This window comes from Nonomuraea sp. NPDC048881, assembly GCF_040649795.1.
Taxonomy (GTDB): Bacteria; Actinomycetota; Actinomycetes; order Streptosporangiales; family Streptosporangiaceae; genus Nonomuraea.
This window is the reverse complement of record NZ_JBEZGC010000021.1, coordinates 83459-98089: the sequence shown is the minus strand read 5'-3', so window position 1 is coordinate 98089 and position 14631 is coordinate 83459. Positions and strand designations below refer to the sequence as shown.

The following is a 14631-nucleotide window of genomic DNA, read 5'->3' as shown; positions in this document are numbered from 1 at the left end:
TAGATTTTCGGGTGGGCGCACCGGGTTGAGCGCGATGCACGGGAGACGTCCCTTCCCTGTGCAGGACGCCCATGATCGCGGCGCCGCCCCGCGCGTACGGTGCGGCGCATGACCTATCGCGTCGCCATGGACATCGGCGGCACCTTCACCGACGTCGTCTGCTACGACGAGCGCACGGGGGCCGTCACCGCCTCGAAGGCGCCCACCACGCCGGGGGACCTGGCCGAGGGCGTGTTCGCCGCGCTCGGCCGGGTCGTGGACGACCCCGCGGCCATCTCCTTCTTCGTGCACGGCACCACGCAGGGACTGAACGCCCTGCTGGAGCGCAAGGGCGCGCGGGTGCTGCTGCTGGCGAGCCGGGGCGCCGGGGACGTCTACCGGATCGCCCGCGGCAACCGCGACCGCATGTTCGACCTGCGCTACCGCAAGCCGTCGCCGCTCGTGCCGCGCCAGGACGTCATGGAGGCCGGCGGCCGCCTCGACCACCGGGGCCGCGAGCTGGAACCCCTCGACGAGGAGGCGGTGCGGCGGGCCGCGCGGCGGGCCCGCGAGGAGGGCTTCGACGCCGTCGCCGTGTGCCTGCTGTTCTCCTTCGCCGACCCCGCGCACGAGCTGCGCGCGGGCGAGATCCTGCGGGCCGAGCTGGGCGAGGACGTGCTCGTGGTGCTCTCGCACGAGGTCGCGCGCGAGTGGCGCGAGTACGAGCGCACCTCCTCGGCGGTGCTGGAGGCCTACACCGGGCCGGTCGTGCGCAGGTACCTGGCCAGGATCGAGCGGCGCTTCGCCGAGCGCGGCCTGTCGGTGCCGGTGCACGTGATGCAGTCGTCGGGCGGGCTGGTCAACGCCTCGTACGCGATGCGGCGGCCGTTGCAGACGCTGCTGTCGGGGCCGGTCGGCGGCACGATGGGCGGCGTCGCCGCGGCCCGCATGCTGGGCCGGGAGAACGCGATCTGCGTGGACATGGGCGGCACCTCCTTCGACGTCTCGCTCGTGGTGAACGGGCGGCCCGACGTCAGCGCCGAGGCCCGCATCGAGGGCTATCCGGTGCTCATGCCCATCGTGAACCTGCACACCATCGGCGCGGGCGGCGGCTCGATCGCCTACGCCGAGGCGGGCGCGCTGCGCGTCGGCCCGGAGTCGGCCGGGGCCGTGCCGGGCCCGGCCTGCTACGGCCGGGGCGGCACCCGGCCCACCGTGACCGACGCGAACGTGGTGCTCGGCCGGGTGGACCCGGCCTGGTTCGCGGGCGGGCTGATGACGCTGGACGAGGAGGCGGCGGGCACGGCCGTGGTCACGCTGGCGCGGGAGCTGGACCTGGACCCGCTGCGGCTGGCCGAGGGGGTGTGCGACGTGGCCAACGCCAAGATGGCCCAGGCGATCCGCACGCTGACGGTCGAGCACGGGGTGGAGCCGCGCGAGTTCGCGCTGGTCGCCTTCGGCGGCGCGGGCGCGATGCACGCCGTCTTCATCGCCCGCGAGCTGGGCATCTCCGAGGTGGTCGTGCCGCGGTTCCCGGGCGCGTTCTCGGCCTGGGGGATGCTGGAGGCGGACGTGCGGCGGGACCTGACGCACCCGTACTTCCGGCCGCAGGACACGCTCGACGGCGACGACATGTCGGGGCATCTGGCGACGTTGGAGCGGGAGGCGCTGGAGGCGCTGGCCGGGCAGGGCGTCCCTGAGGAGCGCCGCCGGGTCGAGCACGCCGTGGACATGCGCTACGAGGGCCAGGACTACACGCTCACCGTCCCATTGCGCGACGCCGCCGAGCCGGGCGAGCCGGGCTTCCTCGCCGCGGTCGCGGCCCGCTACGCCGAGGCCCACACCAGCCGGTACGGCCACGCCACCCCCGAGGCGCCGGTCGAGTTCGTCATGCTGCGCAGCACCGGGTTCGGCTCGTTCCCGCGCGCCGCCGCCGGGGCCGCCGAGCCGCGCGAGGAGACGTCAGGGAACGTCCGGGACGTGATCTTCGACGGGGTGGTGCACCGCACGCCCGTGTTGCGGCGGGCGGGCCTGTCCGGCTCGTTCGCCGGGCCCGCGATCGTGGTCGAGGAGACCGCGACCACGGTCATCCCGCCGGGCTGCCTGGCGGCCGTCGACGACAACGGTTTCCTCATCGTGAAGGTGGACGTCCAGTGATCGATCCAGTCACCACCGAGATCATCCGATGTGCTCTGCTGCAGGCGGCCGAGGACATGAACACCACGCTGATCCGCAGCTCGTACACGCCGGTGATCTACGAGGCCAAGGACTGCGCGGTGGCGCTGCTCGACCGCGACCACAACGTGCTGGGGCAGTCGTCCGGCCTGCCGATCTTCCTGGGCAACCTGGAGGTGTGCACCCGCGAGACCGAGCGCATGTACGGCCGCGAGGTGTGGCAGGAGGGCGACGTGTGGGTGCTGAACGACTCCTACGTCGGCGGCACCCACCTCAACGACGTCACCGTCTACGGCCCGATCTTCGCCGGCGGCGAGCTGGCCGGGTTCGCCGCCTCGCGCGCCCACTGGCTGGACGTCGGCTCCAAGGACCCGGGCGGCTCGATGGACTCCACCTCGATCTTCCAGGAGGGCCTGCGGCTGGGCCCGGTGAAGGTGTACGCGGGCGGGCGACCGTGCCGCGACCTGCACGAGGTGATCGCCCGCAACGTGCGCTTCCCGCACGCCACGCTCGGCGACATGCGGGCCCAGGTGAGCTGCGCGATGACCGGCCAGCGGCGGCTGCAGGAGATCGTCTCGCGCTGGGGCCTGGAGACGGTCATGGCCGCCCGGGACGAGATCTTCGCCCAGACCGAGCGCATGGAACGCCAGGCCATCGCCGCGATCCCCGACGGCGTGTACGAGGCGTCCGGCTTCCTCGACAACGACGGCATCGACCTGGCCACGCCGCTGCCGGTGAACGTGCGGGTCACGGTGTCGGGCGAGTCGATGCACGTGGACCTGACCGACTGCGCCGACCAGGCCCGCGGGCCGGTCAACTGCGGCGCGGCGCAGGCCGTGGCGGCGGTGCGGGTGGGGTACAAGCTGCTGGTGTCGGGGGACGTGCCGCTGAACGGCGGCTCCTTCCGCCCGCTGAGCGTCGAGACCCGGCCGGGCTCGATGCTGGCCGCGCGGTCGCCGGCCGCCTGCCAGTACTACTACTCCCACCTCGGGCTGCTCATCGACCTGGTGGTCAAGGCGCTGGCCCCGGCGCTGCCGGGCAAGGCGGCGGCGGCCTCGTACGGGGACTCGATGATCGTGCAGTTCACCGGGACGGACCCGCGTACCGGGAAGTTGTACGTCTCCCAGGAGGCCACGGTCGGCGGCTGGGGGGCATGGGAGGGCGGCGACGGCGAGTCCTGCCTGATCAACAACGTCAACGGCTCGCTGCGGGACATGCCGATCGAGGTGCTGGAGACGCTGTTCCCGGTCCGGGTGCGCCGCTACGAGATGCGTCCCGACACCGGCGGCGCCGGTCAGTGGCGCGGCGGCAACGGCGTGGTGCGGGAGTACGAGTTCTGCGGCGACACCTCGTTGTCGTTGTGGTTCGAGCGTTCGGTCACGCCCGCGTGGGGCCTGGCCGGTGGCGCGGCGGGCGCTCCGCCACGGGTGACGCTCAATCCGGGCACGGCGGGCGAGCGCCGGATGCTCAAGGTCAACGCCCTGCCGGTGTCGGCCGGTGACGTGCTGCGCTGCGAGTCCGGCGGAGGCGGCGGCTACGGCCCGGCCGACCGGCGCTCTCCCCTGGCGCGGACGGCCGACCTGGCCGAGGGCATGATCACGAACTGATCCGCATTCGACCGAAAATCGCACGGATTGTTCTCCGGTCTGTGAAGATGATCGACAACGCGGGGGCACGCGAAGCCTGGGGAGGCTGTGTCCCCGTCATGACCATCTTCACGAGGGGACTCTCATGACTGCGTTACGAACGCGCCTGCTCGCGGGCTCGGCCGCGCTCGCCGCGGGCCTGGCCGGCGTCGCCGTGCTGACGCCGGCCGCGCCCGCCTCGGCCGCCAGGGTGGAGGCCGCCTGCTCCGACGCCCCCGGCGACGCCGCGGCGATCCAGGCCGCCATCGACTCCTCCAAGGACGGCGACGAGATCGTCATCAAGGGGCCGTGCCTGATCAACGCCACGATCAGCCTGGCCGACCGGCGCACCTACCGGGGCGACGCCAAGGCCGGCACGGTGCTCAAGCAGGCCGACGGCGCCAACCTGCCCGCCGTGCTGGCCTCCAAGGGCTGGCTGGAGGACACCGAGTTCAGCGGCGAGAGCGTGCGGGTCGAGCGGCTGACCATCGACGGCAACCGCGACCACAACACCGGCACGGTCGGCCTGCTGCTGCGCTCGTGGAACACCCGGGTCTACGACGTGGACATCTACGGCACGCCGTCCGACGGCATCCGCATCAGCAACCCGTCCAGGAACGGCACGACGCTGCGCAACACCATGGTCAACAGCGTCATCAGCGACGTCTACATCGAAGGCGCCGCCGAGGCCGGGATCCGCGTCGTCGACCCCGGCAACTCCGTCACCGACTGGACGCTGCAGCGCTCCTGGATCGGCTTCAGCGGCACCAGCGCCATCCAGAGCGACAACGCGGCCGGCTGGACGATGAGCGGCCTGCACCTGTACGGGACGCCGAAGAACGCCATCGACGCCCACCGCTGCTTCGGCACCTCGATCCAGGACAACTACATCGAGGACTTCGGCGCCGAGAGCACGGCGGGCCAGACGTACTACGGCATCCGCTGTGACCTGCAGGGCGATGCCGCCACCACGATCACCGGCAACCGCGTGCACAAGTTCCTGCCGCCGCCCAACGCGCTGGCCGAGCTGCGCAAGGCCCGCCAGAGCGGCGCGGCGCCGCCCGAGCGCAAGATCGCCGCGACCGGCCCGCTCCCGGACGGCGTGGACTTCGTCTACCTGGCGCTGGACGCGGTCAACTACGGCGCGGGCCACGCCGCGATCACCGGCAACACCGTCGTCGGCCACGGCACCAAGCAAGAGACCGGCATCCTGCTGGCCAAGGGCGAGGGCGAGTCGATGTCGATCACCTCCTCGGGCAACCTCCTCGACGGCGTCGGGAAGCGGCGCAAGGTCGGCGCGGGCGTCCACCTCACCAGGGGCTACTGACCCGGCGACGCCGCCGCCCGGCTCAGCGCAGCAGCACGTGGCAGGCGAGCTGGAGCGCCAGGCGGGTGGCGGCGTCGTCCAGGTCGAAGCCGGCGGCCTTGATGCGGTCCAGGCGGGTGGTGACCGTGTTGCGGTGCACGCCCAGGCGTTCGGCGGCCTTGAGCGCGCCGCCCTCGTCCAGGACGGCGGCCAGCGTCACCAGCAGCGTGCCGTCCTTGTCGACGGCCAGCAGCGGCTGGAGCACGACGGTCGCCGGCGCGCGCAGCACCCCCGACGGGAGCGCACCGAGCAGCTCGGCCGGTCCCATCCGGTCGGCGCGGGCCACCGTGCCCGCGCCGGCCACGAACGCCGCCGCCTCGGCGCCGAGCAGCGACTCCCCCACCGCCTCCAGCCCCTCCACCGCCGCGCCCACCCCGGCCGCGCACGGCCAGGGCATGCCGTGCACGCAGCGCCGCAGCTGCTCGGCGAGCTCGCCGGGCGGCTCCGGCGACCACCCGGCCCAGCCCTCGCCGCGCCGCAGCACAGGCACCTGGCCCAGCGCCGCGGTGACCAGCGCCTGCACCAGCGGCCCGTCGTCGGCCAGCGCCCCCATCGGGCGGACGTGGTAGGCGGTCAGCGTGCCGCGCACCCCCCACCCCAGCGCCACGGCCTCGGCCGGGGCCCCTTCCAGCCAGATGCCGCCGTCGCCGGCCGGTTCGTGGGCCGGCCGGCCCGCCGCGAGCAGCCGCCGGGCCAGCGCCGACTGCAGCGCGAAGTCGCGCGAGGCGCGCAGGCGCTCCTGGGCTGCCCACGCCGCCAGCGGGGCCACCGCCAGGCCCAGCACGGTCCGCACCACCGCGGGCCAGCCGGGCGAGCGGGACGTGCCGGCGGCCACCAGCGTCCCGAGTGCCGGGCCCTCCTGGCCGGGCACCTCGACCTCGGCCGCCCACCGGGACCCCGGCGGCCGGGCCGGCTCGTGCTCGCCCGGCGCGCGGGTGGCGCTCTGGCGGCCGGCGACGTGCAGGCCGTACCGGTCGAGGAAGGCCACCGACGTGCCGGGCAGCTCGGCGTTGAGCACCCCGAGCACCCGCCGCGCCGAGGGGCCCGCGTCGGCCAGCCGGGTCGCGCAGCGGGCGACGAGCTGGGTGCGGGCCGCCTCCGGCCTGGAGGCCGCCGAGGCCACCCGGACGGCGACGATCAGCGGGTCCTCGTCCACGAAGATCAGGGTGACGCCGAGCCGTTCGGCCAGCACCTCGCCCGACCCGGCGCTCAGGCCGCCCGACGGCGCGATCACGCAGGCCGCCGCCTGCTCCCAGGCCCGGCGCATGGCCATCTCGACCGCCCAGCCGCCGCCGGCCGCCGCGCCGATCAGCACGACCGCCGTGTGCGGCGTCACCGCGCCGAACACCGACAGGTCGTCCACGATGCGGACCTGGTGCACGGGGTTGTCGCCGCTGCCGTACATCCTGGCCCCGGCCAGCGGGCCGGCGTTGACCAGCTCCGCCACCGTGACCGGCGCCTCCCAGCCGGGCTCGCGCAGGCCGCTCACGGCGACTCCGCCCGCTGCTCGAACGGGATCCCGAACGCCCGCAGCCCGCCCAGCGCGAGCCCCGCGTCCGTGTGCCAGACCGGCGCGGCCTTGACCACCATGACCTCCACCTCCATGCCCGGCGCCGCCTTGTCGACGTCCACGACCAGGCCGTCCGCGGACGAGATCATGCAGATCTGGTCCGGCGCCATCGCCACCGGCGCCCCGTCGGCCAGGGCGAGCACGATCTCGTTGTGCGCCTCCAGCCGGACGAGCCTGCGCAGGCCGCCGGTCTCCTGCACCACGATGCTGGAGGGCAGCGAGGGCATGGCCACGTCGGCGCCGTGCCCCGTGCTGCCCTCGACGGCCAGGATGCGGCCCGCGCACAGCGTGCGCACCCCGTACGGGGCGGCCGCCGAGCGCGGCGCGCCGGGCACCCCGGCCGCCAGCAGCAGGCTGACCGTGCCCGGCACCAGCACCCGGGCCAGGTCCCGCGCCGCCATCGGGTAGCAGGCGGCCACCGCCCACCCGCCCACCGCCAGCACGACGGGACGCAGCAGCTCCTCCACCCGGCCGCCCGCGGTCTCCAGCAGCACCAGCTCCCCCGACGCCCCGGCCAGCGCCAGCGGGGACGCGCTCAGCCCGCCCAGCGTGTACGTCGTCTGCTCCACCAGCGGAAACACCCGGCCCGTCCCGTCGCCGTCGACCAGCGGCACGCCCAGGGCCGCCGCGGCGACCAGCGGGATCAGCGCGTTCTCGGCCGCCAGGTTGAGCGCCGCCACGGCTCCGGCCCGCTCCCCCAGCCGCCGCTCCAGCGCCCATACCGCCCGTACGGGCTCGTCGCCCGCGGGCAGCTGCTCGCCCAGCGCGGTCGTGGACCCGACCAGGCTGACCACCATGCACAACGTCCCTGGGTCCAGCTCGTGCGCGGCGGCCAGCTCGACGCCGTCGCCGAGCACCGACTCCGCCCAGGCCAGGGTGAGGCCGTAGGAGGACTCGCCCGCGCCCGTGGCGAACAGCCGAGACCCCGCCGAGAAGCGGCGCAGCTCTTCGGGGCCGACGAGCCGGGTCACGGCGTCGCGCCTTCGGCCGTGACGCGCACCCGGTAGAAGCCGTCGGGCAGGTAGGACAGCGGGTTGACGGTGGTCTCGGCGATCCGGGCGAAGCCGGGCGCGGCGCCGGCGCTGACCACGCGGGTCAGGGCCTCGTCCCTGGCGTCCTGCAGCGCCCGGTCCAGCTCGGCCCGGCCGCGGGCCTGCACGATGCGCTCCACCTGGGCCTCGGGACGGGCGAGCGCCGCGCCGTAGGCCGCGGCCAGCAGGTCGTCGCCCGCGGACTCGATCACCTGGAACGGCGCCGGGACGTCCGCCGTGGCCAGGGCGGCCCGGCCGCGGCGCAGGCTGGTCGTCCCGCCGCGGTCGCAGGCCCGCGGGAACCTGCGGAAGTAGTGCGCCGACACCAGGCCGCTGCCGGTGCGGGCGAAGAACACCGGCACCCCGGGCAGCTCCCGCGCCACCCGGTCGGCGATCCGGCCCGCCTCGGGGCCGAGCGCCGCGTTCCGGATCGCGTGCGCCTCGCGTTCCCGCAGGCCGGGGCGGCCGAACTCGTACGACAGCGTGATCCTGGCCGCGGGCACCTCGGCGGCGATGATCGCGGCCACCGCCAGCTCGTGGTCGGCCAGCATCGGCGAGCCGGTCGCCGTCACCGCGAAGTCGACCAGGCCGCAGCCGGCGGCGAACTCGCGCACCGCGCCGGTGTCCAGCGGCGCCAGCGGGCGGCCGGTCAAGCTGTGCCCGCCGCGCACGATCGTGGCCACTCCAGGGTCGGCGACCGGCCGCAGCACCGGCGGGCACGGTCCGCCGACGCGGATCGCGGCCACCGGCGCGCGGGGGATCCCGTCGAGGTCGACCGCCACGCAGGCGCGTACGGCCTGCGACGGCGGCGCGCCGTCGCCGACGGCCACCACCGCCGGCGACGGCCCGTCCAGCGCGACGCCGACGATCACTCCAGCTCGCGCCCTTCGGTCTCGGGCAGCGGCATGGCCAGCAGCGCCGTGGCCACCATGAACGCGTTGATCACCAGCATCGTCGCGGTGAAGCCGGTGGCGTGGGCCAGCAGCGCGCCCACGGCCGACGGCGCGACCGTGGTGGCCACGAGCTGGGAGGCCGTGGCCCAGGAGTAGCCGGTGCCGCGCAGGGCGGTCGGGTAGAACTCGCCGTTCCAGGTGTTCCAGACGCCCCACGCGCCCAGGCTGAAGAACGACAGGACGAAGTTGCCCAGGTACAGGCCGGTCAGGCTGCTCGCGGTGGCGAACCACAGGCCGCCCAGCACGGCCGCGACGACGTAGAACAGGAAGACCTTCTTGCGGCCGAACCGGCCGGTCAGCAGGGACGCGCTCACGTAACCGGGGATCATCATCAGCGCGCTGAGCGCGGCGAAGCCGAGCGAGGCCGACAGCGACAGGCCCTTGGCCTGCAGCAGCGTCGGCAGCCAGGTCTGCAGCCCCCAGTAGCCCCAGTTGAAGACGAAGTTGAGCAGCAGCATGAGCACGGTGATCCGGGCCAGCCGGCCGCGGAACAGGTCCATGGGGTGGCCGGCGCGCGCGCTCGCCGCCGTTCCGGCGGTCGTGCCAGCCATCGTGAACGTGGCCTCGGCGTCGGGGCTGCCCAGGACGCGCAGCACGGCCCGCGCCTCCTCCTGCCGTCCGCGGGCGGCCAGCCAGTACGGCGACTCGGGCACCCACGCCCTGATCGCGAACGCCCACAGCCCGGCCGCGGCGCTGGCGATGACCACGACGTGCCAGCCGAGCCCGCCGAGCGTCACCGAGGCGGCGATCGCCGCCAGCATGCCGATGGGCCAGCCGATCGACAGGTAGACCGCGGCCCGGCCCCGGTGCCTGGTCGGCAGCAGTTCCAGGAAGAGCGGGAAGGTGATCGTGTAGACCCCGGCCAGCGCGAGCCCGGAGCAGACGCGCAGCGCGACCAGGGTCGCCATGTTCGGCGCGAACGCCGAGGCGAGCGCGATCACGCCGTAGGCCAGCAGCGACCAGAACGCGGTCGGCCGGCGCCCGACGCGGTCGGCGAGCGGCCCCCAGACCAGCACGCCGGGGATCATGCCGAACGCCACCGCCGACAGCACGACGCCGATCCCGGCCTCGTCGATGCCGAACGCCGGCCCGAGGTCGCCGGAGACGTAGACCAGGGCGAGCTGCTCCCAGGACTCGATGACAAAGGCGATGAACAGGGCGAGCGCGATGAGCATGTGCCGGCGGGAGAACGGCATCCGGTCGAACGCCGCCCCGATGGGCAGCGTCCGTGCGTCGGTGGCGGTCATGCAAGCTCCTCGGAGGGGGGCGCGAAGTATTGCCGCACCATAGGGCCGTCCCCCTTCCGCCTCGGTGTGCGCGACGCCCGGCCGGAGCCGGCCCGGCTGTGCGCGGCGCACTGCCGGGGTTCCTCCCTGGGCCGTCGCGCGACGCCTGCGCCCGGTCAGGTCGTCAGGGCGTGTCCGCGCGCGCGTCGTCCGTGTGCGGCCTGGTGCACGAGCTCAGCGTGTTCTCGTGCACGTGGACGATCTTCCACTCGCCGTCCACCAGGCGCAGCACGCTGGTCGTCCGGACGAGTTCGGGGTCGCCGTGCTCGAAGTCCACCTGCAGCAGGTACCGGGCCAGGGCGGTGTCGCCCCACACGTCCACGATCTCGTCGATGGCCCGGACGGAGGTCTCCGCCGGGCCGTCCGACGGCCGCGCGTCGCGCACTCTTTCGAGCTGCCGCCTGCTGGTGATCAGGCCGGGCTCGGCGGAGTCCCAGATCGTGGCCTCCGGGTGGAGGAGCCGGTCGATGCCCTGCCTGTCGCCTCGCGCGTAGGCGTCGTACATGCCGGTAATAACGGCCCAGACAGCGTCGCGTGCCACGCTTCCGTACTCCTTTGTCTTGGTGGAGAAATATGGTTCTTTCTCACCGTATGGGCAGCGTGGAACGCAGGCGTCTTTACGTTGTAGATCAGGCGTTCAGCCACTCGCGCAGCTTGGCGACCGCCAGGCTCATGGCGGCCTTGTTGGCGTTGGTGTCGCGCAGCAGGTCCACCATGGCGAAGTCGTGCACCATCCCCGCCAGCTCGACCGCCGTGACGTCGTTGCCCGCCTCCCGCAGCCGGGCCGCGTACGCCTCGCCCTCGTCCCGCAGGACGTCGGCCTGGCCGTTCAGCACCAGGGCCGGCGGCAGGCCGCGCAGCTCCTGGTCGCTCGCGCGCAGCGGCGAGGCGTGGCTCTCCGCGCGCTGCGCCGGATCTGTCGTGTACTGGTCCCAGAACCACTTCATGCCGTCCCGGTTGAGGTAGTAGCCCGTGGCGAACTGCTTGTAGGACTCGGTGTCGAAGTTCGCGTCCGTGACGGGGTAGAACAGCACCTGGCCGAGCAGCCGCACGTCACCGCGCTCCTTGGCCATGAGCGTGAGCACGATCGACATGTTGCCGCCCACCGAGTCCCCGGCCACGGCCATGCGGGAGGGGTCCAGGCCCTTCTCCGCGCCGTGCTCGGCCACCCACTGGGCGGCGGCGTAGTTCTGCTCGATCTGCGTGGGGTACTTCGCCTCGGGCGCGCGGTCGTACTCGGGGAAGACGACAGCGGCGCCGGTCCGCACGGCCAGCTCGCGCACGAGCCGGTCGTGCGTGTGCGCCGAGCCGAACACCCAGCCCGCGCCGTGGATGTAGAAGATGACCGGCAGCATGCCCGTGGCGCCCTTGGGCTTGACGATGCGCACCGGCACGATGCCCGTCGGGCCGCCCTGGACCTGGATCCACTCCTCGTCGATCTCCGGCTTGGGCACGCCCGGGTCGGACTGCAGCTTCTCCAGGACCTCGCGGCCCTGCTCGGGCGGCAGCTCGTAGATGAAGGGCCGCTTGGCGTTGGCGTCGGCGAACTCCCGCGCCGCCTTCTCCAGCACGATCTGCTTGCTGATCATCGTCGTCACGGTGGCCGCCCCCGGTCGTCAGTGTGGTCCACCCGGTTCCTGCCTTGGCCTACCTCGATCCGATCGCCCGGTTTCGTCAAATTCCGATCAAGCGGTGCTCATTCGCGCCGGAGCTCGTGGTCCAGCTCCGCCAGCTCCGCGCCGCCGGCCATCAGCGCGGTCAGCTCGTCCTTGCCGATGTCGGACTTGGCGTACTCGCCCATGCCGGTCCCGCGGTTGAGCAGCAGGAACCGGTCGCCGACCGGGTAGGCGTGGTGCGGGTTGTGGGTGATGAACACCACGCCGAGCCCCCGGTCGCGGGCGCGGGCGATGTAGCGCAGCACCACGCCCGCCTGCTTGACGCCCAGCGCCGAGGTGGGCTCGTCCAGGATGAGGACCCGCGCGCCGAAGTGCACGGCCCTGGCGATGGCGACCGACTGCCGCTCGCCGCCCGACAGCGTGCCGACGGGCTGGTCGACGTCCCGGATGTCGATGCCCATGGCGCGCAGCTCCTCCGCCGCCACCCGGCGGGCCCTGGCCACGTCGAAGGCGAGTCCTTTGCGGGGTTCTGAGCCGAGGAAGAAGTTCCGCCAGACCGACATGAGCGGGATCATCGCCAGGTCCTGGTAGACGGTGGCGATGCCGCGGTCGAGCGCCTCGCGCGGGCCGGTGAAGCGCACCTCGGCGCCGTCCACCAGGTACGTCCCCGTGTCGTGCTGGTGCACCCCGGCCAGGATCTTGATGAGCGTGGACTTGCCGGCCCCGTTGTCGCCGAGCACGCAGGTGACCGAGCCCGCCTCCACGCCCATCGACACCCCGCGCAGGGCCAGCACCGAGCCGAACGTCTTGCCGATGTCGCGGGTCTGCAGGATCAATGCCGCACCTCCTCGGCGTAGCGCCGGACCATCCGGTTGGCCAGCGTGGCGAGCAGCAGCATGGCTCCGAGGAAGAACTTGAACCAGTCGGCGTCCCAGCCCAGGAACACGATGCCCTTGTCGGCCATGCCGAAGATCACCGCGCCGATGGAGGCGCCGACGGCGGAGCCGTACCCGCCGGTCAGCAGGCAGCCGCCGATGACGGCCGCGATGATGTAGACGAACTCCTGCCCGATGCCGATGTTGGCCTGGACGGAGGTGTAGCGCAGCGCCAGGATCGAGCCGACCAGCCAGGCGGCCACCGCCGTGGTCATGAACAGCGCGATCTTCGTCCGGGCCGCCGGCACCCCGACCGCCCGCGCGGCCTGCTCGTCGCCGCCCACGGCGAAGATCCAGTTGCCCGGCCTGGAGCGCATGAGCACCCATGTGGCCAGCGCGGTGATCGCGATCCACCACAGGATCGCCACCCGGAACGACGTGCCGCCGATCTGGATCGTGCCCGCGAGGAGCGCGCTGGCGCCGTCGAACCCGGCCGCCCGGCGCAGCCCGCCGACCTGCACGGTCCCGGTGACGGCCTTGGTGACGCCGAGGTTGACGCCCTGCAGCATGAGGAACGTGCCCAGCGTGACGATGAAGCTGGGCAGCCTCGTCCGGGTCACCACCAGACCGTTGGCGAACCCCACGGCGAGCGCCACGACCAGCCCGGCCAGCATCGCCGGCCACACGCCGAACCCGTAACGGGTGGCCAGCGTGACCAGGATCAGCCCGCTGGTGCCGGTCAGCACGCCCGCCGACAGGTCGAACTCGCCGCCGATCATGAGCAGCGCCACCGCGACCGCCATGATCCCGAGCGTGGCGGCCGGGTCGAGCCAGTTGGCGATCCCGGCCGGCGAGCGGAACACCTCCGATTGCGCGGCGAAGAACGCGAACACCACGACCAGCCCCACCACGGCGCCGAGCTCGGGCCGGACGATCAGGCGGCGGGCCAGGCCGACGCGGGCGACCCGCTCGTCGGCCCGCGCGGGAGCGGCCGTCATCGGCGGCCCTCCCCGTGCCCGGCCGCGTCCCCGCCCGCGTCCCCGCCCGCGTCCCGGCGGCCGCTCATCGGGTGCCCGCCTCGGCCAGCTTGGCCACCTGCTCGGCGTTGTCCTTGGTGACGAACCCGGGCCCGGTGTTGACCGGCAGCCCGCCGCCGACGGTGTTGAGGTTGTCCTTGTACAGCTTCAGGAACGTGATCGGCAGGTAGCCCTGCAGGTACTGCTGCTGGTCGACGGCGAACAGGATCTCGCCGTCCTTGATCGCGGCGACCACGTCGCCCGACAGGTCGAAGGTGGCGAGCCTGGCCTGCGACCCCGAGTCCTTGATCGCGTCCCTGGCCGCCACGGCGACCGCCGGGTTGAGCGCGAGCACGCCGTTGACCTGCTTGTCCGACTGCAGCTTGGCGGTGACCTTGGAGGTGACGTCGGCCAGGTTGGCGACGTCCACCTGCAGGCGCTCGACCGTGCCGCCCAGGGTCTGCTCGGCACCCTTGCAGCGCTGGTCGAGGCCGACGTTGCCGGCCTCGTGCACGACGCACAGCAGCTTGGTGACGCCCGCGGCCTTGAGCTGCTCGCCGGCGCCGCGCCCGGCCACGTCCTCGGACTGGCCGACGTGGGTGAGGGCGCCGAACGCCTTGGAGGAGTCGGCCCCGGAGTTGATGGTGACGACCGGGATCTTCGCCGCGACGGCCTTGCCGACGGCCTCCTTGAGCGCGTCGGGGTTGGCCATGGAGACGACGAGGCCGTCCACCTTCTCCGCGACGGCCTGGTCGATGAGCTGCGACTGCTTGGCGGGGTCGCCGTCGCCCTGGTAGGTGACCTTGACGCCGTACTGCTTGCCGGCGGCCTCGGCGCCGTTCTTGACCACGTCCCAGAAGGCGTCCCCGGCGCCGCCGTGGGTGATGACGGCGAAGCTGCCGCCGCCGGCCGCCGGGGCGGCGGCCGAGCCGGGCGCGGCGCTCTGCGCGCCCTGCTCGGCGGAGGAGGAACAGCTGGTCAGGGCGAGTACGCCGGCCAGCGCCAGCACGATCGGGGTACGTCTCATCGAATACCTCCAAGACCAACGGGCTAGCCTGGTTCTACCGCAATGTGATCTCTTTGTATAGACATACGGACCAGCGCTCCGATCTTCATCGGAAGTAGAACGGAATCTTTCG

General features: G+C 73.4%; 12 protein-coding genes. 3 read left to right on the top strand and 9 right to left on the bottom strand.

Going from position 1 to position 14631, the window contains the following annotated elements; translation table 11 throughout:
- Nucleotides 1-108: 108 nt before the first annotated feature.
- From AB0C33_RS43475 to AB0C33_RS43465, 3 genes are all read left to right on the top strand, one after another.
- Complete coding sequence (locus AB0C33_RS43475; RefSeq protein ID WP_358299112.1) at nt 109-2136, top strand: hydantoinase/oxoprolinase family protein; 2028 nt, start codon at nt 109-111, stop codon at nt 2134-2136.
- Entirely contained in the window at nt 2133-3761 is a 1629-nt protein-coding gene (locus AB0C33_RS43470; protein WP_358299109.1) for a hydantoinase B/oxoprolinase family protein, read from the top strand. Before AB0C33_RS43475 ends, AB0C33_RS43470 begins: the two co-directional genes overlap by 4 nt.
- Nucleotides 3762-3885: 124 nt before the next feature.
- Entirely contained in the window at nt 3886-5106 is a 1221-nt protein-coding gene (locus AB0C33_RS43465; protein ID WP_358299106.1) for a right-handed parallel beta-helix repeat-containing protein, read from the top strand.
- Nucleotides 5107-5128: 22 nt separating this feature from the next.
- Here AB0C33_RS43465 and AB0C33_RS43460 read toward each other — a convergent pair whose 3' ends face one another.
- The 9 genes from AB0C33_RS43460 to AB0C33_RS43420 all read right to left on the bottom strand — a co-directional run bounded on the left by AB0C33_RS43460 (nt 5129) and on the right by AB0C33_RS43420 (nt 14519).
- Nucleotides 5129-6634 (bottom strand): helix-turn-helix domain-containing protein, encoded by a 1506-nt coding sequence (locus AB0C33_RS43460; RefSeq protein ID WP_358299103.1) that lies wholly within the window; start codon nt 6632-6634, stop codon nt 5129-5131.
- A complete protein-coding gene (locus tag AB0C33_RS43455) occupies nt 6631-7686 on the bottom strand; it encodes a DUF917 domain-containing protein (protein WP_358299100.1) in 1056 nt (351 codons plus the stop codon). Before AB0C33_RS43455 ends, AB0C33_RS43460 begins: the two co-directional genes overlap by 4 nt.
- Nucleotides 7683-8618: a hypothetical protein gene (locus AB0C33_RS43450; RefSeq protein WP_358299097.1), complete on the bottom strand. Its 936-nt coding sequence runs from the start codon at nt 8616-8618 to the stop codon at nt 7683-7685. The genes AB0C33_RS43455 and AB0C33_RS43450 overlap by 4 nt, the downstream gene beginning before the upstream one ends.
- A complete protein-coding gene (locus AB0C33_RS43445; protein ID WP_358299094.1) occupies nt 8615-9946 on the bottom strand; it encodes an MFS transporter in 1332 nt (443 codons plus the stop codon). The genes AB0C33_RS43450 and AB0C33_RS43445 overlap by 4 nt, the downstream gene beginning before the upstream one ends.
- Before the next feature lie 163 nt (nt 9947-10109).
- The gene (locus tag AB0C33_RS43440) at nt 10110-10526 is read right to left on the bottom strand and encodes a nuclear transport factor 2 family protein (RefSeq protein ID WP_358299091.1); all 417 of its coding nucleotides are present in this window, start codon (nt 10524-10526) and stop codon (nt 10110-10112) included.
- Between the two features lie 88 nt (nt 10527-10614).
- Nucleotides 10615-11574: an alpha/beta hydrolase gene (locus tag AB0C33_RS43435; RefSeq protein ID WP_358299088.1), complete on the bottom strand. Its 960-nt coding sequence runs from the start codon at nt 11572-11574 to the stop codon at nt 10615-10617.
- Between the two features lie 107 nt (nt 11575-11681).
- Nucleotides 11682-12437: an ATP-binding cassette domain-containing protein gene (locus AB0C33_RS43430; RefSeq protein ID WP_358299085.1), complete on the bottom strand. Its 756-nt coding sequence runs from the start codon at nt 12435-12437 to the stop codon at nt 11682-11684.
- Nucleotides 12434-13474 (bottom strand): ABC transporter permease, encoded by a 1041-nt coding sequence (locus AB0C33_RS43425; protein WP_358299082.1) that lies wholly within the window; start codon nt 13472-13474, stop codon nt 12434-12436. Before AB0C33_RS43425 ends, AB0C33_RS43430 begins: the two co-directional genes overlap by 4 nt.
- Before the next feature lie 64 nt (nt 13475-13538).
- Nucleotides 13539-14519, bottom strand: coding sequence for a sugar ABC transporter substrate-binding protein (locus tag AB0C33_RS43420; protein ID WP_358299080.1), 981 nt, complete (start codon nt 14517-14519; stop codon nt 13539-13541).
- Nucleotides 14520-14631: the final 112 nt, after the last annotated feature.

Excerpts from the sequence above, each read along its gene's own strand:
- AB0C33_RS43475 (WP_358299112.1), top strand. The coding sequence starts at position 109 with ATGACCTATCGCGTCGCCATGGACATCGGCGGCACCTTCACCGACGTC.
- AB0C33_RS43465 (WP_358299106.1), top strand. The coding sequence starts at position 3,886 with ATGACTGCGTTACGAACGCGCCTGCTCGCGGGCTCGGCCGCGCTCGCC.
- AB0C33_RS43445 (WP_358299094.1), bottom strand. The coding sequence starts at position 9,946 with ATGACCGCCACCGACGCACGGACGCTGCCCATCGGGGCGGCGTTCGAC.
- AB0C33_RS43435 (WP_358299088.1), bottom strand. The coding sequence starts at position 11,574 with ATGATCAGCAAGCAGATCGTGCTGGAGAAGGCGGCGCGGGAGTTCGCC.
- AB0C33_RS43425 (WP_358299082.1), bottom strand. The coding sequence starts at position 13,474 with ATGACGGCCGCTCCCGCGCGGGCCGACGAGCGGGTCGCCCGCGTCGGC.
- AB0C33_RS43420 (WP_358299080.1), bottom strand. The coding sequence starts at position 14,519 with ATGAGACGTACCCCGATCGTGCTGGCGCTGGCCGGCGTACTCGCCCTG.